At 34.8% G+C, this 20,737-nt stretch carries 18 protein-coding genes, 2 tRNA genes, 1 other RNA gene and 1 other annotated feature; of the genes, 16 read left to right on the plus strand and 5 right to left on the minus strand.

All coding sequences use genetic code 11. The annotated features are described in order from the left end of the window. Positions 1-76: 76 nt before the first annotated feature. The 5 genes from recF to FHP05_RS11360 all read left to right on the plus strand — a co-directional run bounded on the left by recF (position 77) and on the right by FHP05_RS11360 (position 6,478). Positions 77-1,189: a DNA replication/repair protein RecF gene (gene recF, locus FHP05_RS11340; protein WP_147668330.1), complete on the plus strand. Its 1,113-nt coding sequence runs from the start codon at positions 77-79 to the stop codon at positions 1,187-1,189. 61 nt (positions 1,190-1,250) lie between these two features. After that, entirely contained in the window at positions 1,251-1,529 is a 279-nt protein-coding gene (gene remB / locus FHP05_RS11345; RefSeq protein WP_147668331.1) for an extracellular matrix regulator RemB, read from the plus strand. Between the two features lie 29 nt (positions 1,530-1,558). Further along, positions 1,559-3,478 (plus strand): DNA topoisomerase (ATP-hydrolyzing) subunit B, encoded by a 1,920-nt coding sequence (gene gyrB / locus FHP05_RS11350; RefSeq protein ID WP_147668334.1) that lies wholly within the window; start codon positions 1,559-1,561, stop codon positions 3,476-3,478. A 210-nt stretch (positions 3,479-3,688) separates the two neighbouring features. Then, positions 3,689-6,190: a DNA gyrase subunit A gene (gene gyrA / locus FHP05_RS11355; RefSeq protein ID WP_147668336.1), complete on the plus strand. Its 2,502-nt coding sequence runs from the start codon at positions 3,689-3,691 to the stop codon at positions 6,188-6,190. Between the two features lie 75 nt (positions 6,191-6,265). Then, positions 6,266-6,478, plus strand: coding sequence for a hypothetical protein (locus FHP05_RS11360; RefSeq protein WP_147668338.1), 213 nt, complete (start codon positions 6,266-6,268; stop codon positions 6,476-6,478). Positions 6,479-6,489: 11 nt separating this feature from the next. Here FHP05_RS11360 and FHP05_RS11365 read toward each other — a convergent pair whose 3' ends face one another. Next, on the minus strand, positions 6,490-7,458 hold the full coding sequence (locus FHP05_RS11365) for a YaaC family protein (protein ID WP_230973997.1): 969 nt from the start codon (positions 7,456-7,458) through the stop codon (positions 6,490-6,492). 170 nt (positions 7,459-7,628) lie between these two features. Here FHP05_RS11365 and guaB point away from each other — a divergent pair, with 170 nt between their 5' ends. The 6 genes from guaB to proC all read left to right on the plus strand — a co-directional run bounded on the left by guaB (position 7,629) and on the right by proC (position 14,539). Then, complete coding sequence (gene guaB / locus FHP05_RS11370; RefSeq protein ID WP_147668340.1) at positions 7,629-9,098, plus strand: IMP dehydrogenase; 1,470 nt, start codon at positions 7,629-7,631, stop codon at positions 9,096-9,098. A 297-nt stretch (positions 9,099-9,395) separates the two neighbouring features. After that, complete coding sequence (locus FHP05_RS11375; RefSeq protein WP_147668456.1) at positions 9,396-10,661, plus strand: serine hydrolase; 1,266 nt, start codon at positions 9,396-9,398, stop codon at positions 10,659-10,661. Between the two features lie 26 nt (positions 10,662-10,687). Then, a complete protein-coding gene (gene pdxS / locus FHP05_RS11380) occupies positions 10,688-11,557 on the plus strand; it encodes a pyridoxal 5'-phosphate synthase lyase subunit PdxS (protein WP_230973998.1) in 870 nt (289 codons plus the stop codon). A gap of 60 nt (positions 11,558-11,617) precedes the next feature. Next, positions 11,618-11,831, plus strand: a binding site (T-box leader). A 68-nt stretch (positions 11,832-11,899) separates the two neighbouring features. Then, positions 11,900-13,174 (plus strand): serine--tRNA ligase, encoded by a 1,275-nt coding sequence (gene serS / locus FHP05_RS11385; protein ID WP_147668344.1) that lies wholly within the window; start codon positions 11,900-11,902, stop codon positions 13,172-13,174. Positions 13,175-13,435: 261 nt separating this feature from the next. Beyond that, positions 13,436-13,528, plus strand: a tRNA-Ser gene (locus FHP05_RS11390). Positions 13,529-13,723: 195 nt separating this feature from the next. Continuing rightward, entirely contained in the window at positions 13,724-14,539 is an 816-nt protein-coding gene (gene proC, locus FHP05_RS11395) for a pyrroline-5-carboxylate reductase (RefSeq protein ID WP_147668346.1), read from the plus strand. A gap of 104 nt (positions 14,540-14,643) precedes the next feature. Here the strand turns inward: proC and FHP05_RS11400 are convergent, their stop codons facing one another. Then, entirely contained in the window at positions 14,644-15,324 is a 681-nt protein-coding gene (locus FHP05_RS11400) for a deoxynucleoside kinase (RefSeq protein ID WP_147668348.1), read from the minus strand. Between the two features lie 27 nt (positions 15,325-15,351). Further along, positions 15,352-15,999 (minus strand): deoxynucleoside kinase, encoded by a 648-nt coding sequence (locus FHP05_RS11405; protein ID WP_147668350.1) that lies wholly within the window; start codon positions 15,997-15,999, stop codon positions 15,352-15,354. A gap of 289 nt (positions 16,000-16,288) precedes the next feature. Between FHP05_RS11405 and FHP05_RS11410 the strand changes: the two genes are divergently transcribed. Next, a tRNA-Arg gene (locus tag FHP05_RS11410) sits at positions 16,289-16,360 on the plus strand. A gap of 59 nt (positions 16,361-16,419) precedes the next feature. Here FHP05_RS11410 and hmpA read toward each other — a convergent pair. After that, positions 16,420-17,646 (minus strand): NO-inducible flavohemoprotein, encoded by a 1,227-nt coding sequence (hmpA, locus tag FHP05_RS11415; RefSeq protein ID WP_147668352.1) that lies wholly within the window; start codon positions 17,644-17,646, stop codon positions 16,420-16,422. Between the two features lie 153 nt (positions 17,647-17,799). Here hmpA and FHP05_RS11420 point away from each other — a divergent pair, with 153 nt between their 5' ends. The 4 genes from FHP05_RS11420 (at position 17,800) to ffs (ending at position 20,407) form a co-directional block, all read left to right on the plus strand. Next, positions 17,800-18,234, plus strand: coding sequence for an RrF2 family transcriptional regulator (locus tag FHP05_RS11420; RefSeq protein WP_147668354.1), 435 nt, complete (start codon positions 17,800-17,802; stop codon positions 18,232-18,234). 157 nt (positions 18,235-18,391) lie between these two features. Beyond that, positions 18,392-19,471, plus strand: coding sequence for a CaiB/BaiF CoA transferase family protein (locus tag FHP05_RS11425; protein ID WP_147668356.1), 1,080 nt, complete (start codon positions 18,392-18,394; stop codon positions 19,469-19,471). Between the two features lie 100 nt (positions 19,472-19,571). Further along, positions 19,572-20,045 (plus strand): tRNA adenosine(34) deaminase TadA, encoded by a 474-nt coding sequence (gene tadA, locus FHP05_RS11430; protein ID WP_191126336.1) that lies wholly within the window; start codon positions 19,572-19,574, stop codon positions 20,043-20,045. Between the two features lie 97 nt (positions 20,046-20,142). Beyond that, positions 20,143-20,407, plus strand: an RNA gene (ffs, locus tag FHP05_RS11435) — signal recognition particle sRNA large type. Positions 20,408-20,452: 45 nt separating this feature from the next. On the opposite strand, the gene FHP05_RS11440 is transcribed toward ffs, so the two are convergent. Further along, positions 20,453-20,665 carry a hypothetical protein gene (locus FHP05_RS11440; protein WP_147668358.1) on the minus strand — a complete coding sequence of 71 codons (213 nt, stop codon included), beginning with the start codon at positions 20,663-20,665 and terminating at the stop codon, positions 20,453-20,455. Positions 20,666-20,737 lie beyond the last annotated feature (72 nt).

Raw genomic sequence — 20,737 nt, forward strand, 5'->3', positions numbered from 1 at the left:
AGTATGTATTTTTTTATAGCTGATAAACAGGGCGGATATTTTCATGACGTGTTTGGAGATAAAATGAGGAATATGCATGCTTATTGAACAATTAAAACTAAAAAATTTCCGAAATTATGATGATTTGAACATAACTTTCCATAATAAGGTAAATGTGATAATCGGAGAAAATGCGCAAGGTAAAACAAACCTAATGGAAGCTATTTATCTATTGGCATTTACGAAATCCCATCGAACGACAAGGGAGAAAGACTTAATTCAATGGGATAAGTCGTTTGCCAAAGTAGAGGGAACTATTCAGAAGCGGAATCAATCTATGCCTCTTGAAATTACAATTTCATCTAAAGGTAAAAAGGCGAAGTGGAATCGATTGGAGCAAAAACGTCTCAGTGACTATATTGGGGCATTAAATGTTGTTATGTTTGCGCCAGAGGATTTAACTTTAGTAAAAGGATCCCCCCAAAACAGAAGACGATTTATAGATATGGAATTAGGACAAATTCAGCCAACTTATATCTATCATCTAGGACAATATCAAAAAATACTAAAGCAACGAAATCATCTTTTAAAGCAAATGCAAAAGAGAAAACAACAAGATGAAACAATCCTTTCTGTTTTAACCGAACAACTCATAGGACATGCAGCAATTATTTTGGAAAAACGTTTTAATTTTTTGGAATTACTGAGAAAGTGGTCTACACCAGTTCATTCTCAAATTAGCCGTGGAGAGGAAAAACTAGAAATTGAATATAAGCCAACGATTGAAGTATTAGAAACGGCGAATAAGGAGAAAATAGAAACAACCTATTTACAAGAATTCCAGAAAATAAAAACAAAAGAAATAGATCGAGGAACGACATTAATTGGCCCACATCGTGATGACTTGGTTTTTCTAATAAACGGAAGAGATGTGCAAACATATGGTTCACAAGGTCAACAACGAACAACAGCACTATCTATTAAATTAGCCGAAATTGAATTAATAAAAAGTGAAATACATGAATATCCCATTCTATTATTGGATGATGTGTTAAGTGAACTTGATGATTATCGTCAATCCCATTTATTAAATACTATTCAGGGGAAAGTACAAACCTTTGTTACAACAACAAGTGTGGATGGTATTCACCACGACACACTACAAAAAGCAGATTTATTTCATGTTCATCATGGTATGGTAACAAATTAAATTTATATCAATGTCCATCTAACCATACGATAATAAATCATTTTTATACAGGAGGAATAAATTGTTTATTCATATAGGAAGTGAGCATACAATCCAAGCGGAAGATATTATTACGATGATTGATTATGAGACAGTAGATTCCTCACAAATGATGAAGAGAATGATGCAACATAAGAAAAAGGCCATTATCGGCTCGAAGGAAACTGCGAAGGCCATTATTTTCACCAATGACAGTATATATTTTAGTCCCTTATCTGTTTACACATTAAAAAAACGTGCAAATATTGATTCATTAGTAAGTAATCTTGATGATTATACAGATGAAGATAATCTGGATTAATCATTTTGAAATGGATGTGAAGTAAAGGAATGGAAGAAAAATTAGTTAATGAACAAAAGTATACAGCTGATCAAATACAAGTATTAGAGGGATTGGAAGCGGTCCGTAAAAGACCTGGAATGTATATCGGATCTACAAGCTCAAGAGGATTACATCATCTTGTCTGGGAAATTGTAGATAATAGCATTGACGAAGCATTAGCAGGATATTGTGACCATATTGAAGTCATCATTGAAGAAGACAATAGTATCACTGTCAAAGATGATGGTAGAGGAATTCCTGTTGATATTCAAAAGAAAACAGGAAAACCAGCAGTCGAAGTAATCATGACAATTTTACATGCTGGTGGGAAATTTGATGGGGAAAGTTATAAGGTATCTGGTGGATTGCATGGAGTTGGTGCTGCTGTAGTAAATGCTCTATCAACAAAACTAGAGGTTTCTGTTCATCTGAATGGTAAAATTCACTTTATCGGCTTTAAACGCGGTGTGTTGACAGAAGAATTACAAGTGATTGGAAATACGGATATAACAGGAACGATGATCCATTTTAAACCAGATCCGGAAATCTTTACAGAAACGACTGTGTTTGAATATGATATTCTCAGTCAACGTTTACGTGAATTAGCTTATTTAAATAAAGGAATTAAAATTTCCTTAGAAGATAAACGAACAGACCGTGATATTGAGACATTTCATTATGAAGGTGGTATTAGTGAATATGTAGAATATATTAACCAAAATAAAGAAGCCCTTCATAAACCATTTTTTGCAGAAGGAATTGAAGATGATATTACAGTTGATGTTGCTATTCAATATAATACAGGCTTTACAAGCAATATCTTCTCATTTGCCAATAATATTAGTACACATGAAGGTGGGACACATGAATCAGGATTTAAATCAGCACTCACCCGTGTTATTAATGATTATGCAAGAAAAAGTAATCTATTAAAAGATGGCGATACTAATTTATCAGGTGATGATGTTCGTGAAGGCCTTACTGCAATTGTTTCCATTAAACATCCAGATCCACAATTTGAAGGACAAACAAAGACGAAGTTAGGAAATAGCGAGGTACGAACCGTAACAGATTCCGTTTTTAGTGAAACATTTTCAAAGTATTTATTTGAAAATCCAAATATCGGAAAAATAATTATTGAAAAAGGGTTAATGGCATCAAGAGCAAGAGAGGCAGCTAAAAAGGCTCGTGATTTAACACGAAGAAAAAGCGCTCTAGAGGTTTCCAATTTACCAGGGAAATTAGCAGACTGTTCGTCACGAGATGCTGAGATTAGCGAATTATACATCGTAGAGGGTGACTCTGCTGGTGGATCTGCTAAACAGGGTAGAAATCGTCATTTCCAGGCTATCTTACCATTACGTGGTAAAATTTTAAACGTTGAAAAAGCTCGATTAGACCGCATTCTTTCAAATAGGGAAATTCGCGCGATTATTACAGCGCTTGGTACTGGAATTGGTGAAGAATTTGATATTGAAAAGGCAAGATACCATAAAATAATTATTATGACAGATGCCGATGTAGATGGTGCGCATATTCGAACATTATTATTAACCTTTTTCTACCGTTTTATGCGACCATTGATTGAAAAAGGGTATGTGTATATAGCACAGCCACCTTTATATAAGATTCAACAAGGGAAAAAAGCATATTATGCATATGATGATCGTCAATTAGATGAAATTTTAGCAGAAATTCCAAAAACACCAAAACCAGGATTACAACGTTATAAGGGTCTTGGTGAAATGAATGCAGAGCAATTATGGGAAACAACGATGTCACCTGATTCACGCACATTATTACGCGTAGAATTGATTGATGCAATTGATGCAGATAAGACGTTCGATGTCTTAATGGGAGACAGAGTGGAACCAAGAAGGAATTTCATTGAAGAAAATGCTCAATATGTAAAAAATCTAGATATTTAAAAGCGAAATACATCTATTAGATTGATATTTCATTACCACTATATAAAGACTAGAATTCAAATAGAAGCGGTATTTTATTTGGATTTTAGTCAGATTTTATTTTTTTAGAGTTACTAATGCTTACCAACTGCCTGTAAAGAAAGATATTGTTATAAGGCTGTGTAAATAAAAGCTACGAAAATGCTTTTATACATAGGAGGTTTTTAATAAATGGAAGAACGTCCAAATGTACAGGATGTCAATATTAGCCAAGAGGTCCGTACCTCTTTTCTTGATTATGCAATGAGTGTTATTGTTTCACGTGCACTACCAGATGTACGTGATGGTTTAAAACCGGTCCATCGTAGAATATTATATGCAATGAATGATTTAGGTATGCATGCTGGTAAAGCATATAAAAAATCAGCTCGGATTGTCGGGGAAGTTATTGGTAAATATCACCCACATGGTGATTCAGCTGTTTATGATGCTATGGTCCGGATGGCACAAGACTTTAGTTATCGGTATATGCTGGTTGATGGCCACGGTAACTTTGGTTCTGTAGACGGTGACTCAGCTGCAGCTATGCGTTATACAGAAGCGAGAATGTCTAAGATTTCTATGGAGTTATTGCGTGATATCAATAAAGATACGATTGATTATACGGATAACTATGATGGATCTGAGCGTGAGCCAGTCGTATTTCCATCCCGATTCCCGAATTTACTTGTCAATGGTGCACATGGAATTGCAGTAGGGATGGCAACAAATATTCCACCACATAATCTGGGAGAAACGATTGATGCTGTTTTAGCATTAAGCCATGATCCCGAAATAACGATTGAGGAAATTATGGAAAATCATTTACCAGGACCAGATTTTCCAACAGCAGGAAATATACTAGGAAGAAGTGGTATTCGTCAAGCATATGAAACAGGTCGGGGTTCCATCACATTACGAGCAGAAGTAGAAATTGAAGAACAAAAGAGTGGGAAAGAACGAATCATTGTCACTGAACTACCTTATCAGGTAAACAAGGCAAAACTAATCGAAAAGATTGCTGATCATGTGCGTGAAAAACGAATTGATGGAATTACAGATTTACGTGATGAATCAGATCGTGAAGGTATGCGTATTGTCATGGAATTACGCCGTGATGCAAATGCGAATGTCGTTTTAAATAATTTATATAAATACACATCCCTTCAAACTACTTTTGGTGTCAATATGTTAGCACTTGTAGATGGACAACCAAAAGTATTAAATATTAAAGAAGCATTACGGCATTATTTAGATCACCAAGTGGAGATTATTGAGCGCAGAACAGCCTTTGAATTGCGTAAGGCGGAAGCACGTGCTCATATTTTAGAAGGATTAAAAATAGCACTTGATCACCTAGATGAAGTTATTTCTTTAATTCGTAACTCCAAAACGGCAGATATTGCTCGTACAGGCTTAATGGAACGTTTTGGATTAACTGAAAAGCAAGCACAAGCAATTCTTGATATGCGGCTTCAACGCTTAACAGGATTAGAGCGTGAGAAAATTGAAATCGAGTATAATGATTTAATTAAATTAATTGCAGAATTAAAGGCAATTCTTGCTGACGAGGAAAAAATACTAAATATCATTCGAGAAGAATTAACAGAAATGAAGGATAAATACTCAGATGACCGACGTACAGAAATAGTCCTTGGTGGGGTTGACTTTTTTGAAGATGAAGACCTTATTCCAGAAGAAAATATCGTTATTACGTTAACACATCGTGGTTATATTAAACGATTGCCGTCATCTACATATCGTACACAACGTCGAGGTGGACGTGGAATTCAAGGAATGGGAACACATGAAGATGATTTTGTGGAACATCTTGTGTCAACTTCTACTCATGATACGATTCTTTTCTTTACAAATAAAGGGAAAGTATATAAATTACGAGGTTTTGAAATTCCAGAGTTTAGTCGAACAGCTAAAGGGATTCCGATTATTAATCTATTACAAGTAGAACGAGATGAATGGGTAAATGCTGTAATGCCAGTAAACGAATTTAGTGATGAATGGTATTTCTTTTTTACTACAAAACATGGAATCTCTAAGCGAACAGAAATTTCCCAGTTTGCCAATATACGTAAAGGTGGCCTAATTGCGTTACGTTTACGAGATGATGATGAACTAATTGATGTAAAAATGACAGATGGTACGAAAAATATGTTCTTAGCAACAAAACATGGCTATATCATTCGGTTTGAGGAAGAACAAGTTCGGTCGATGGGGAGAACCGCAGCAGGAGTAAAAGGAATTACATTACGCGGTGATGATGAAGTAGTTTCCATGGGGGTTATTGAAGAAGGTGTACAAATTCTCCACGTAACAAATAAAGGGGTTGGAAAACGTACACCTGAGGATGAATACCGTGTAACGAATCGTGGTGGAAAGGGTATTTTTACATGTAAATTACATGAGGATACAGATTATGTTGTCTCTGTAAAGGCAGTAAATGGCGATGAAGATATTATGCTAATAACAGTAGATGGCGTTTTAATCCGAATCCCTGTTCAGGAAATTTCCCAGACAGGTCGAAATACACAAGGTGTACGCTTGATTCGAATACAAGACGATGAAGAAGTTGCGACAGTTGCCAAAGTAGAAGAAGATGAAGAAGAGGCTGGGGAAGAAATAGAAGAAGAAGGTATACAGACACAAGAAACAGAGTCTGAAGATGATAAAGAGTAATCGGCTATAAAGCTGATTACTCTTTATTAAAAGAAAATATTTGTTTGTGAAAAATATATTTCAGGGAGGAAAACCATGCGTGTTCACCCATCACAATTGCGAGTAGGTTGTGTCGTTCTGGATGATATAAAAGGAAAATCAGGGCGTCCGATTATACCGAAGAAGACAATATTGACGGAAACCCATTTAAAAGTCTTAGAAAAGTTTCTCGTAAAAGAAGTAAATGTTTCTAATCAACTTCAAGATAAAAAACGTTTCATTCCACTGCCAATCAGAAATAATGAATAAGTATCAAGTGTTTATCGCAAATGCGTTTGCTCAATGAAATAGGAACCGAACAGATTCGGTACATTTTGTGCTGCAATTTGTAAATATTCTACAATAAAGGGATAATCAATTTCTGCTTTGGTGACCATTAAATCACCCCACCATCCAGCCTCATATCTACTTAACATACTGAGATTATATAATAGTAAATAATGCACAATTAACTTAGATATGGGAAAGAAAATATCACGAAAACGAGGGAAATATATTCTTCGCTTTTGATCCATAAAAAACGGGTGATTGTTTATATCAGTAAATGGTTGTGCTAACTCAATTGAAATATGATTCTGTTCAATTTCTATCGAATTCATTTTAGGTAGAAAGGTCTTGATTCGCTTTATAAAAGCTTGTGCTGTTATATGATATTGGTCTAAAAGAGAATTGGGAAAATGTAATATTTCTCCATGAACATGTCCAACAGGAACTAACTGTTCATCGTGATTTAATTGAAATAACATGTGTAGTTCTGGAATAAGGGAAAACATTGATTTCATCTTCACTTTTTCAAATGGCCATCGCTCCATATTTAAAATATGTTTGGCATAATACGGTAGAAGTCCATGATGTTGTATTTTAACTTCATCATCCATAAATGTATATGCCTTCTTTTTCCGTTTTCTACTTGAGACTCCATGGGCTAGCATTTTTGTTGATTCTGGATAATAAGGTCGTTTCGTTAATAAAACAGCTTTCATAAAATGGCTCATTCCATAAAAAAATAAGGTAGGTCGGAATAAGATATCTACTTGTTCCCCTGTCTTGTATAATTTTCTCCCGTGATCTAAATAGTACATAAAGGATTGACAATTTTCGTAGCTTTTTAATTCAATATCTGTTGTCTTGATACCTGGTAAATTTTGATAACATTGATAGAGGAATTGTTGAGCTGTTTCTTGGGAAGTTAAGAAAGTAAAAATAGAGTTATGCATATGTTGATCCAATTAAATCACCTCACCTTTCTCAAGTATTAGAAAATTGTGAATGTATTTACTTTATGTAATTAGCTAAATGATGTTGAAAAAAAGTTCTTAATCACGTATTGTAATTAGAAATAGATTTACCGCTTAGCTTGGCCTAATTCATAAATTTTATTAAAAATAGGAGGATAATCATGCGTGAGGATAAATTTTCCAAAGAAGCTTTAACATTTGATGATGTTTTATTAGTACCTGATGAATCAGCCGTTTTGCCGAGGGAAGTGGATATAAGTACGGTTCTTTCACCTAATTTACAATTGAATATCCCACTTATTAGTGCTGGAATGGATACCGTTACAGAAGCTGAAATGGCCATTTCTATTGCCCGACAAGGTGGTTTAGGAATTATTCATAAAAACATGTCTATTGAAGAACAAGCAGAACAAGTTGATCGTGTAAAACGTTCGGAAAGTGGAGTTATTACGAACCCATTCTTCTTAACTCCAGAACATCAAGTATATGATGCAGAGCACTTGATGGGGAAATTCCGCATATCAGGAGTTCCTATTGTTAATTCTACAGAAGAACAAAAATTAGTCGGAATCTTAACAAACCGGGATTTAAGATTCATTGAAGATTATTCAACTCCGATTCATGAAGTAATGACAACTGAAAACCTAGTGACTGCTCCTGTTGGAACGACATTAGAAGGAGCAAAGAAATTACTACAAGAATATAGAATTGAAAAATTACCACTTGTAGACGATGACTTTGTTTTAAAAGGGTTAATCACGATTAAAGATATTGAAAAAGTAATTGAATATCCTAATGCAGCAAAGGATGAACAAGGTCGATTACTAGTTGGAGCTGCAGTAGGTGTTACAAAAGATGTAATGACACGAATTGAAAAGCTGGTAGATGCAGGTGTTGATTGTATTGTAATTGATACAGCACATGGTCATTCCAAAGGTGTTATAGAGCAAATTAGTCAGGTACGTAAAGCATATCCAGAACTTGACATCATTGCTGGTAATGTAGCAACAGGTGAAGCAACAAAAGCGTTAATTGAAGCTGGTGCAACAGTAGTTAAAGTCGGAATTGGACCAGGTTCTATTTGTACAACACGCGTTGTAGCTGGTGTCGGAGTTCCACAAATTACTGCTGTATATGATTGTGCAAAAGAAGCAGCTAAACATAATGTAGCTATTATCGCTGATGGTGGAATTAAATATTCTGGTGATATTGTAAAAGCATTAGCAGCTGGTGGACATGCTGTTATGCTTGGAAGTCTTCTTGCAGGAACAAAAGAAAGCCCTGGTGAAATGGAAATTTACCAAGGTAGAAGCTATAAAGTATACCGTGGTATGGGTTCTTTAGGTGCAATGAAAGCAGGTTCTAAAGACCGTTATTTCCAAGAATCAGCAGATGTGAAAAAACTTGTCCCTGAGGGAATTGAAGGTCGTATTGCTTATAAAGGAACATTAGCTGATACCGTCCATCAACTTGTTGGAGGCTTACGTGCTGGTATGGGATATTGTGGTACAGAAAACATTGAGTCTTTACGCAATGATAGCCGCTTTGTTAGAATTACAAATGCTGGTTTACGTGAAAGTCATCCACATGATGTACAAGTAACAAAAGAAGCACCAAACTATTCTTTATAAAATTTGTACGTATAAAAATAAATACTACTGATGGATAACAGGTATATGGAGTCTTTTTCCTATATCCGTTTTCTTAGTAATAGAATAAACCCGTCTTCCAATTTTTCCCTTTTAAAACTTGTCTATTTTTTTATGTATTTTTATGATAAAATACAAAAGTGTCTATCTATAATATAAAATCACCGTAAATCAATGAAAATACATATATTCAATGAATGATTAAAATAAAAGGGGTAGGAAAAATTGAAGAAAACATATAAAATACTGTCCATTACTTTAGCGTTAGTGTTTGTGATTATGATTGCAGGACCACATACAACAGAAGCCAAGGCAATAGATTTAAAAGCGGAATCTGCTATCTTAGTTGATGCGGAGACAGGGAAGATTTTATATTCTAAAAACCCCGATGAAGCTCTTCCACCAGCCAGCATGACGAAAATGATGTCAGAATATCTTGTTCTAGAGGCAATTGATTCTGGAAAAATAAGCTGGGATACAACAACACAAATCAGTGATTACCCTTATAGTATTTCGGCAGATCCATCTTTTTCTGGTATTGGTCTAACGCAAGATAAGGATTACACTGTGGAAGATTTGTACAATGCAATGGCAATTAATTCAGATAATGCGGCAACCATTGCACTTGCTGAGTTAGTGGCTGGTACTGAAGGCGAATTTGTAAAAATGATGAATGAAAAAGGAAAGGAAATGGATCTTCCTGATTTTGAATTTGTAAATTCTAGTGGTTTGGAAAATGATTCATTAAAGGAAAATCACCCAGAAGGAACAGATCCTAAAGGAGTAAATCTATTATCTGCTAGATCTGCTGCTTTATTGGCGTATCATCTTATTAATGATTACCCAAAAGCACTTGAAATTTCTAGTATCCCAGAAGTAGAGTTCGATGGAAAGACTATTACAAACTGGAACTGGATGTTACCACATAATAGTGTGAACTTTAAGCAATTCCATTATGAAGGTATTGATGGTTTAAAAACAGGCTTTACTGAGATAGCAGGATATTGCTTTACAGGAACTGCTGAAAGAAATGGGAACCGATTGATCTCTGTTGTAATGAAAACAAAAAGTGAAGAACAACGATTTAAAGAAACAATCAAATTAATGGACTATGGTTATAATAATTTTGAAAAGGTAGAACTTTTTCCAGCAGGATACCAAATAAAAGGTGAGTCTACATTACCAGTTACAAAAGGAAAAGAAAAGACAGTCGATATTGAAATAAAAGATGCTATTAATATCCCAATCAAAAAGGGAGAAAAAGATAAATATCAAATAAAATATCATCTAGATAAAAAAAGGTTAACAGAATCTAATGAATTGGTCGCTCCTATTAAAAAAGGTGAAAAAATAGGCACAGCAGAATTGGTTTACGAAGGAGAAGACCTCGGATTTATTACTAGTAATGAAACAAAACAAATAGACATAATTACATCAGATTCCGTAGATAAAAGTAATTGGTTTATACTAATGTTACGAGCAATTGGTGATTTTTTCTCTAACCTTTTCTCAAGTGTTGTTGATATGGTAAAAGGTTGGTTTTAATTAAATAAAAAGGAGAAATGTATAAGATGCAAAAAAAAGATCAGAAACAAATTGTTATGCCATACGGTGGCGTTATTATGGATGTTGTCAATGCAGAACAAGCAAAAGTAGCAGAAGAAGCGGGAGCAGTTGCTGTTATGGCACTTGAACGTGTTCCTTCTGACATCCGAGCTGCAGGGGGTGTTGCCCGAATGGCAGACCCTACAAAAGCAGAGGAGATAATGAATGCTGTTTCTATTCCTGTGATGGCAAAATGCCGTATTGGTCATATTGTGGAAGCACGTGTATTAGAATCCTTAGGCGTAGACTATATTGATGAAAGTGAAGTTCTTACACCGGCAGATGATGTATATCATCTAAGAAAATCTGATTTTAAGGTACCATTTGTTTGTGGTGGGCGTAATTTAGGTGAAGTTGCTCGCCGTATCGGTGAAGGTGCATCTATGATGCGTACAAAGGGTGAACCTGGAACAGGAAATATTGTGGAAGCAGTTCGTCATATGCGTCAAATACAAGCTGAAATCCGCATGTTGACAGGAATGTCAGAAGACGAAGTAATGACATATGCTAAAAACATCGGTGCACCTTATCATATTTTATTAGATATTCGTGATAAAGGGCGTCTTCCTGTTACTAATTACGCTGCAGGCGGTGTTGCAACACCAAGTGATGCAGCATTATTAATGGAATTAGGAGCAGATGGTGTTTTTGTTGGTTCTGGTATTTTTAAATCAGAAAACCCGGAGAAATTCGCCAAAGCAGTTGTCCAAGCAACGAAAAACTATCAAGACTACGCTTTAATTGCAGAGTTATCTAAAGACTTAGGTACAGCAATGAAAGGTATTGATATGAATACACTAGCTCCAAATGAACGTATGCAAAACCGAAGTGAATAACGTATTGATCTTACTTGCATCTTTGAAAAAACTTCGATATGATAATGAATAATAAAGTAAGTAAAAGTATGGAGAGGAAATAGTAGCTATCTATTTTTCTTATAGAGAGTCGGTGGTTGGTGAAAACCGATGGAAAATATAGTGAATCCATCCTTGAACTGGTTTGCCGAAATATTAGTAAGTGAACCCGGAACATGCCGTTATCATGTTAAGCAGGAAGAATTACTTCTTCAATTTGGGTGGCAACGCGGGAATTATAACTCTCGTCCCTATACATAGGGATGGGAGTTTTTTTATTTTTTAAAAAAGCTGTTTTCTAAAAAAATTAGGAGGTAAATAATTATGTTAGATATGAAATATTTGCGAAATAATCTCCAAGAAATAACGAAAAAGTTAGAACATCGCGGAGAAGATTTATCTGACTTGGATCGCTTTAGTGATTTAGATGAAAAACGACGAGGATTAATTGTAGAAACCGAAAAACTAAAATCAAAACGAAATGAAGTGTCTAAAAAAATCCCTCTTTTGAAAAAAGAAGGAAAAGATGTTCAACCAGTTATTGCTGAAATGCGAGAAGTTGGTGACAATATTGCTGAATTAGATCAACAATTACGAGAAATAGAAGAACAATTACAACAAGTGATGTTATCCATACCAAATATTCCTCATGAAAGTGTTCCGGTTGGGGAAGACGAAGAAGATAATGTAGAGGTACGTAAATGGGGTGAAATTTCTGAATTTGATTTTGAAGTAAAGCCACATTGGGACCTTGGAACAGATCTTGGAATTTTAGATTTTGAACGAGCCGCAAAAGTAACTGGGAGCCGCTTTGTTTTTTACAAAGGATTGGGTGCCCGATTAGAACGTGCGCTATGGAATTTTATGATGGATTATCATGCAGAGCATCATGGATATGAAGAAATGCTTCCACCATATATCGTAAATCGTACGAGTTTGACAGGTACAGGGCAGCTTCCTAAGTTTGCAGAAGATGCCTTTCATATTGAAGAGTGGGATTATTATTTAATACCAACTGCTGAGGTTCCTGTTACAAACTATCATGGTCAAGAAATCTTAAGTGAAGAAGACCTTCCACAAAAGTATGTAGCCTATAGTGGCTGTTTTCGCTCTGAAGCAGGTTCTGCCGGACGAGATACACGTGGATTGATTCGTCAACACCAATTTAATAAAGTGGAATTAGTTCAATTCGTAAAACCAGAGGATTCTTATGAAGCTTTAGAACAATTAACTGGTCACGCAGAAAAAATTCTACAATTATTAAAACTGCCGTACCGTGTGATGAGTATGTGTACAGGAGATTTAGGATTTACAGCTTCTAAGAAGTACGATATTGAAGTGTGGGTTCCAAATCAAAATACCTATCGTGAAATATCTTCATGTTCTAATTTTGAAGATTTCCAAGCAAGACGTGCAAGTATTCGTTTCCGTCGAGGTGCAAAAGGAAAACCTGAATTCGTCCATACTTTAAATGGATCTGGTCTTGCGATTGGACGTACAATTGTAGCTATTTTAGAGAATTACCAACAAGAAGATGGCTCTATTGTTGTTCCAGAAGTACTACGTCCGTATATGGGTGGACTTAAAGTTATTAAATAAGAGAAAAGATTGTAGCTAGACTATTTAAATGAAAGGCTGTTTTCTAAAATATTTTGCTAGTGGAAGGCTTATTGTCGAAAAGTAAATAAAAGACATTACCAACAAAGTATATGAAAACAGCCTAAAAAAAGTTGGCTACATTCTTTTTTAACTTTACCTTTTTTTAGAAAATAATAACATTTTTCTTTTGAAAATATCTAGCTATTTTGTATTGACAAGAAGTATAGATTCATGTATATTATTAAATGTTGTTATAAAAATGGAGGTATACCCAAGTCTGGCTGAAGGGGTCGGTCTTGAAAACCGAAAGGGGTGTCAAAGCCCGCGGGGGTTCGAATCCCTCTACCTCCTCCATATAGTTATTAGCGCATAAAAATTTGGAGATATAAATAAAATCGTTACATTTTGTAGCGATTTTATTTTTTTATGAATGAAATTTGTATTTAATATATAATTTATGTAATATTATGTTAAATTAGATAATAACCCCTTTATTAAACAAAGGGATGGACCGGGGTATAAAATATATCGAAAAGAGGCAAATAATTTATGGATCAAAAGATTGTTTTTATTGGTGCTGGTTCAATGGCAGAAGCAATTATTGCAGGATTGACGAAATCTGATTCCTTAGCACATCAGCGAATTTTTGTTACAAATAAAAGTAATCAAGATAGATTAACTTATTTAGAGGAGACATATGGTATTAAACAGGTCAATGATAAAGATAAAATAATATCAGAATCGGATATTGTTGTGCTTGCGATGAAACCAAAGGACATGAAGGACGCTCTTTCGTCCATTAAATCATTGATTCATTCCAAACAACTTATTCTTTCTGTTCTTGCTGGAACTTCAACAAAAGCAATCTTGAAGGAAATCAATAAAAAAGTTCCAATTATTCGTGTGATGCCAAATACGTCTGCATTAATTGGGGAATCTGCAACAGCTATTTCTAAGGGGAAATATGTTGAAGAATATCATATGACAATAGCGAATAAACTACTTCATACAATTGGAAAAACAGTTACTGTAGAAGAAGATAAGATGCATGCGGTAACAAGTATTTCAGGAAGTGGACCTGCCTATATTTATTATTTAGTAGAGGCCATGCAAAAAGCTGCGATTGATGCAGGACTTGAACAAGATATAGCAGAGCAATTAATTAAACAGACCATTATTGGTGTAGGAGAAATGTTAAGAACATCTAGCGAACCGGTACATATTCTTAGAGAAAATATTACAAGTCCAGAAGGAACGACAGAGGCTGGATTAAATGCTTTGAAAAAGCATGGATTTGAAAAGGCAATTACAGAATGTGTAGAAAGTGCTCGTAAACGCTCCTTAGAATTAGGAGAAGAAGAATAAGAGATAAGAAAAACGCTTAGGTTCAAAAGTGACCTAAGCGTCTTTTTATCGCAGGTTAACTGGCTGTAAAATCCCTACTGATTAAAACTTCATTTTATTGCAATTTAGAATGATTGTTTTGTTTTCCAACGTCTAGATTGTTGGATGGAATGGCTCATTTTACTAATTATCGGTTCAATGGATTGTTCTTCCTTTATTAAATCATAATCGGCAATATCAATTCGTAAAATCGGACAAGAATTAAAACTATTAATCCAATCTTCATAACGTTGATGCATTTCTTCCCAGTAGGAAACGGGGGTAGTTTTTTCCATATCACGACCACGTATTTGGATACGTTTTAAAATATCATCCAATGAACCTTCCAGATAGATTAGTAAATCAGGATGTGGAAAATACGGTGTCATAACCATAGCGTCAAATAAATTTCGGTATGTTTCATAGTCATCTTTTGTCATTGTTCCTTTTTCATAATGCATTTTTGCGAAAATACCTGTATCTTCATAAATAGAGCGGTCTTGAATGAATCCACCACCATATTCAAATATTTTCTTCTGTTCTTTGAAACGCTCGGCTAGAAAATAGATTTGTAAATGGAAACTCCAGCGTTCAAAATCATCATAAAACTTTTCCAAATAGGGATTATTATCTACTTTTTCAAAGGATGTTTTGAAATTCAGTGCCTTTGCAAGAGCAGTAGTCATTGTTGATTTACCTACCCCTACTGTACCAGCAATCGTAATAATGCTATCATTTGGGATATTGTATTTTTCCCTTAAATTCATTCTGTTTGACCTCCTGTTTTTATGCTTTTAATTTCTATTAGTTTGTGTATAACTTTTTAGATGGACGTCAATTTCATTGATGATAGATGTTAAGTCTTCTGGATATGCCATAAAATCATACTTATCTCCATCTATACGAATAATAGGGATTTCAGGATGTTTTTTTTCAAACTGATCCATAAATACATCATAATCCTTTGATAGTTGGGCTAGGTATGTTGGTTTAATATTCTGTTCAATTTCCCTTCCACGAAGTTCAATCCTTTTTAAAAGTGTCTCTAGACTAGCATGAAGGTAAATCATCATGTTAGGTAATGGCATATCTTCCGTTAATATATGGAATATTTTTTTATACTTATCTAATTTATCTGTTTGTAATGTTCGTTTGGCAAAAATCATATTTTTAGATATATGGTAATCAGCAATAACAGGTTTGTTTAATTGTAAATATTTATATTCAATATCCTCTAATTGCTTAAAACGATTGCATAAAAAGAACATTTCCGTTTGAAAACTCCACTCATCAATATTCTCATAAAATTTCCCGAGAAATGGATTTTCTTCAACTATCTCTTTTAATAAATGAAAATGATAATGAGTAGACAATTTAGTGGCTAGGGATGTTTTTCCTACGCCAATTGGTCCCTCAATTGCTATGAAAGGAACACTGTCCACGGCTACTCCTCCTATCGACAAAAGCTAAATATATACTTATTTATTTTATCATAGAAGAGGTAGTTGTACATATTAGATGTGTCACTTATTTTACGTATAGGCTGTTTTCGAAAAGTTTATTTCTATTGCTGCTATAGCAATCGTCATTTCACTTTTCATGCAAGAAATCAACAATCCTATTAGAGGAAAGTTTCATAATATAACCAAGGTGAGAACTTAATATTAGTGTTACTATCTTTTCATATATCAATATATCATGTATAATATTATTTATTCATTTTTATTCCATGCCTCCGTAGCTCAGTGGATAGAGCATTAGCCTCCTAAGCTATGTGCGCAGGTTCGACTCCTGCCGGGGGCGTTTTTTTGTATAGAAAAAGGCTTAAGGGAATCCTTAAGCCTTTTTAAAATGTATTCATTTTAAGCTGTTAATTCTTTTGCAGGTCCGAAAAATTCAAAATGACTATCAGATGCAACTACACCATATTGTATTAAGTTACGATTTATTGCATCCATAAATCCTTCTGGTCCACAGAAATAAAAGGCAGCATCATTTGTTGGTAGAATGGAAGATAACCATTCATAGTCCACATACCCTGTTTTATCACATTGAACTGTTTCTTCTGCTTCACTATATACGGTAAAGCTAGTAACTTGGTTATGTTCTTTCACGATTTCTTGAACACGTTCTTTCATGGCATGTACTTTCTCATTTCTTGCTGCATGGATAAAGAACACTTCACGGTTTGGTTGTTCTTTAATGACGGTCTCTAACATACTCATCATTGGTGTTAAACCAACCCCGCCGCTTAGTAAAACAAGTGGTCTTGTATCTTCCAAATCAAGGACGAAATCACCAGATGGTGCACTAATTGGAAGAATACTACCCTCTTTTACATGTTCATGTAAGTAGTTAGATACAATGCCAGCTGGGCTGTTATCTGTCGCATCTTCTCGTTTTACACTAATACGATAGAATCCTTCTCCAGGTGCACAAGAGATGGTATATTGACGTAGATGTGTAAAAGGCTCTCCTTCAATATCAGCTTTTATTGTTAAATATTGACCTGATTCATGATTTGGGAATGGGTTTCCATCTGCAGGCTCTAAATAGAATGATGTAATCACATCACTTTCAACAACTTTTTTCGTTACTTTGAAGTTTCTAAAGTCAACCCATCCACCTGTGTTTTCCTCTACCTTTTGGTACATACCTTTTTCTACAGAAATAAAAACGTTTGCAATTTCATTATAGGCTTTTTCCCATGCTTCAATTACTTCTGGTGTTGCTGCTTCACCTAATACGTCTTTCATTCCTAGTAAGAGGTGTTTTCCAACAATTGGATAATGTTCTGGTTTAATATTTAGACTTCTATGTTTATGAGCAATAGGCATGACATGTGGTAAAATGTCCTCAAGACGATCAATATGCGCCGCAGCAGCATAGACAGTATTTGCAAGTGCGTGGGATTGATCTCCTTTTCGTTGGTTTGTTTGATTGAAGATATTCTTTAATTCTGGATGATTTTTAAACATTAATTGGTAAAATCGAGCAGTAATTTTATTCCCATGTTCTTGTAAAACAGGAACAGTTGATTTGATAATATCTCTTGTCTGTTCGTCTAAAGCAGATGTAACTTGTTTCATAAAAAAACTCCTTTTTTTTGGAAAATAATAGGTAATTTTTAAAGCAGTATTTTGAATACATGTTTATTATATAAAACATATAAGCAACTTATCAATAGGGAAAACACTTTAGGTGTTACAATATTGTGAAGGATATATAGAGGTGATGTCGCTATGCAATTAAAAAAATATACAGATTATGCATTACGAGTATTAATTTATACAGGTATGAAGCATGATGAACTTTCAAGTATTAAGGAAATTTCAGAAACATATTCGATTTCTCAGCATCATTTAGGGAAAATTGTTTTTGAATTAAATAAATTGGGTTTTATTGAAACGATTCGTGGAAGATATGGTGGAATTCGTTTAGCCAAAAAGCCAGAAGAGATTAATGTAGGTCAGATTGTACGGATAATGGAGAATGATTTTACTTTATTAGAGTGTTTTGATAAAGGAACGAATCATTGTGTCATTTCTCCTGCTTGTAAATTGAAACATGTATTAAATGAGGCATTACAAGCTTTTCACCAGGTGCTTGATCAATACACATTAAACGATTTAATTATAAATGAAAAGGAATTGCGTCATTTTATGGGGATTAATTAGTAACGTGTTTTTTTATGTATTGTTTCAAGACGAAGGAAGTTGCAAAAGTTTCTTTTAGTCAATTTAGAATGGCTGAAAAATCATTGTATTGACATTTGTTTTGGAAAGATTTAGTATATTTCTAATATAACCAAAAATAATAAGGAGGAGATTTATCATGCCACTTAAATCTATTAAAGTTCTTGATTTAACACGGCTTCTTCCAGGACCTTATTGCACAATGCTTTTAGCTGACTTCGGAGCAGATGTCATAAAGATAGAAGAACCTCATATTGGGGATTATGCTCGTTTTTTCGAACCTAAAATTGAAGGTAAAAGTGCCTTTTTTCATTCATTGAATCGGAATAAACGGAGTATTAGATTGGATTTGAAATCAGTGAATGATAAAAACAAATTTCTCCAAATGGTTGAAGATGCGGATGTAGTCGTTGAATCATTTCGCCCGGGAGTGATGGAACGTCTAGGATTGGATTATGATACCTTAAAAAGGAGAAATCCACGTCTTATCTATTGTGCCATTACCGGTTATGGACAGACAGGTCCATATAAGGATAAACCAGGCCATGATATCAATTACTTAAGTTATGCAGGATTACTGGATTTGATGGGTGAGAGAGGTGGACGACCGGTTATACCAGCGACAACAATAGCTGATATAGGTGGTGGTGCACTTCCAGCAGTTATTGGTATTTTAATGGCTCTACATGAAAGGCACGAGTCAAAAAAAGGACAGTTTGTTGATATTGCAATGATGGATGGTGTGATTTCCTGGCTTCAAACTGTTTTGCCTGCTTATTTAGCTACAGATGTTTTGCCAAAAAGAGGGGAACAAGTATTTGATGGTGGTCGCGCAAGCTATAGTGTTTATGAAACGAAAGATGGCCGTTACCTTGCTGTAGGGGCTGTAGAAATGAAATTTTGGGAAGTGTTTTGTCGAACTATCGGACGTGAAGATTTTATTAATCAGCTAGATGAACCATTACATACTCAATATCAGATGAAGTCTGCTATACAGGAAGTGATTTTTCAACGAGACCTAGAGGAATGGGTAAGTGTTTTTTCAGAAGTAGAGGCTTGTGTTTCACCAGTTAATAATTTAAAAGAAATGATACAGGATCCCCATGTCCAAGCTCGCGAAATGATTCAAACAATGACAGATGATACACTAAAGCACATCGGTGTTCCGATAAAACTTTCAAGGACACCAGGTGTTTTGAAAACAAAAGCACCTGAATAACATATATATGGAATCACGAAAAAATTGCATCAATAGTTATTAAAATCATATTTTCCATTGTAAAATAGAAGACAACAATGAGAGTACGGTGATATAGATAATGGATGAACAGTATATGGCATTAGCAATCGAAGAAGCAAAAAAAGCAGAGAAAATCAATGAGGTACCAATTGGAGCAGTTATCGTCTATAAGGGAGAAGTAATAGGTACTGGTCATAATATACGCGAATCATCGCAACAAACATTATCACATGCAGAACTATTTGCTATCCAAGAGGCAAATCAATATTTAGGTAGCTGGCGTTTAGAAGATTGTACATTGTATGTTACCTTAGAGCCTTGCCCAATGTGTGCTGGTGCCATTGTACAGTCACGAATTAAGCGGGTTGTTTATGGGGCGGTAGATAAAAAGGCAGGTTGTGCAGGTACATTGATGAACCTTTTACAGGAACAGCAGTTTAATCATCAAGTAGAGGTGACAAGTGGTGTGTTGCAAACAGAGTGTCGTGCTCTTTTACAGGACTTTTTTCGCCATTTACGAAAGGAAAAAAAGAAAACAAATAGAAACAGATAATGAATGATAGGAAAAAGGACAATTAGCTTTTAGGAATGTTTACCAATTAAGTGAATTCTATTGCATTTTTATATAAAAAAAAGTATAATAAATATTACCGTGCTAAGTGGGGAGCTAGCGGCACCCTGTACTCGCAATCCGCTATAGCGAGGCTGAATTCCCAATCGAGGTGGTCAGATTTATGGTCTGCCTTAAGGGATTGGTGTTGACGCTTAGGTCCTGCGCAACAGAAACCCATGAATCCTGTCAGGTCCGGAAGGAAGCAGCAGTAAGTGGTCAATTCTGTGTGCCGTGGGGTTACCGGAGCCGAGCCATGAACTTAAGTAACGCATAGGTCTGTTCCATCGACTGCGGGTGCACGGTATACATAAAAACATCCCCCCACCTTACAAATTAGTAAATGGGGGTTAATTTTTTTTAGATATAAAAAAATCCGTTATTTTACGAGCGGAAGCAAGTGATATAAGTACAATTCCAGGAACAACGAGCATTAATAAAATATAAAGAAAAACACCGTTATATTGTAGGAAGGTATCATTGATTATGCCAACAATTTTATATAATAGCATAAATATAATCATAAAACTTCCTAAGTAAATAATAATCTCCTTTGTCTCCACCTACTTCACCTCTTTATCAATTATTACTTCTAAATAATAGATATATTAAAGAATAGTATATCAAATATATAT

Source organism: Cerasibacillus terrae (genome assembly GCF_008039555.1).
GTDB lineage: Bacteria > Bacillota > Bacilli > Bacillales > Amphibacillaceae > Cerasibacillus > Cerasibacillus terrae.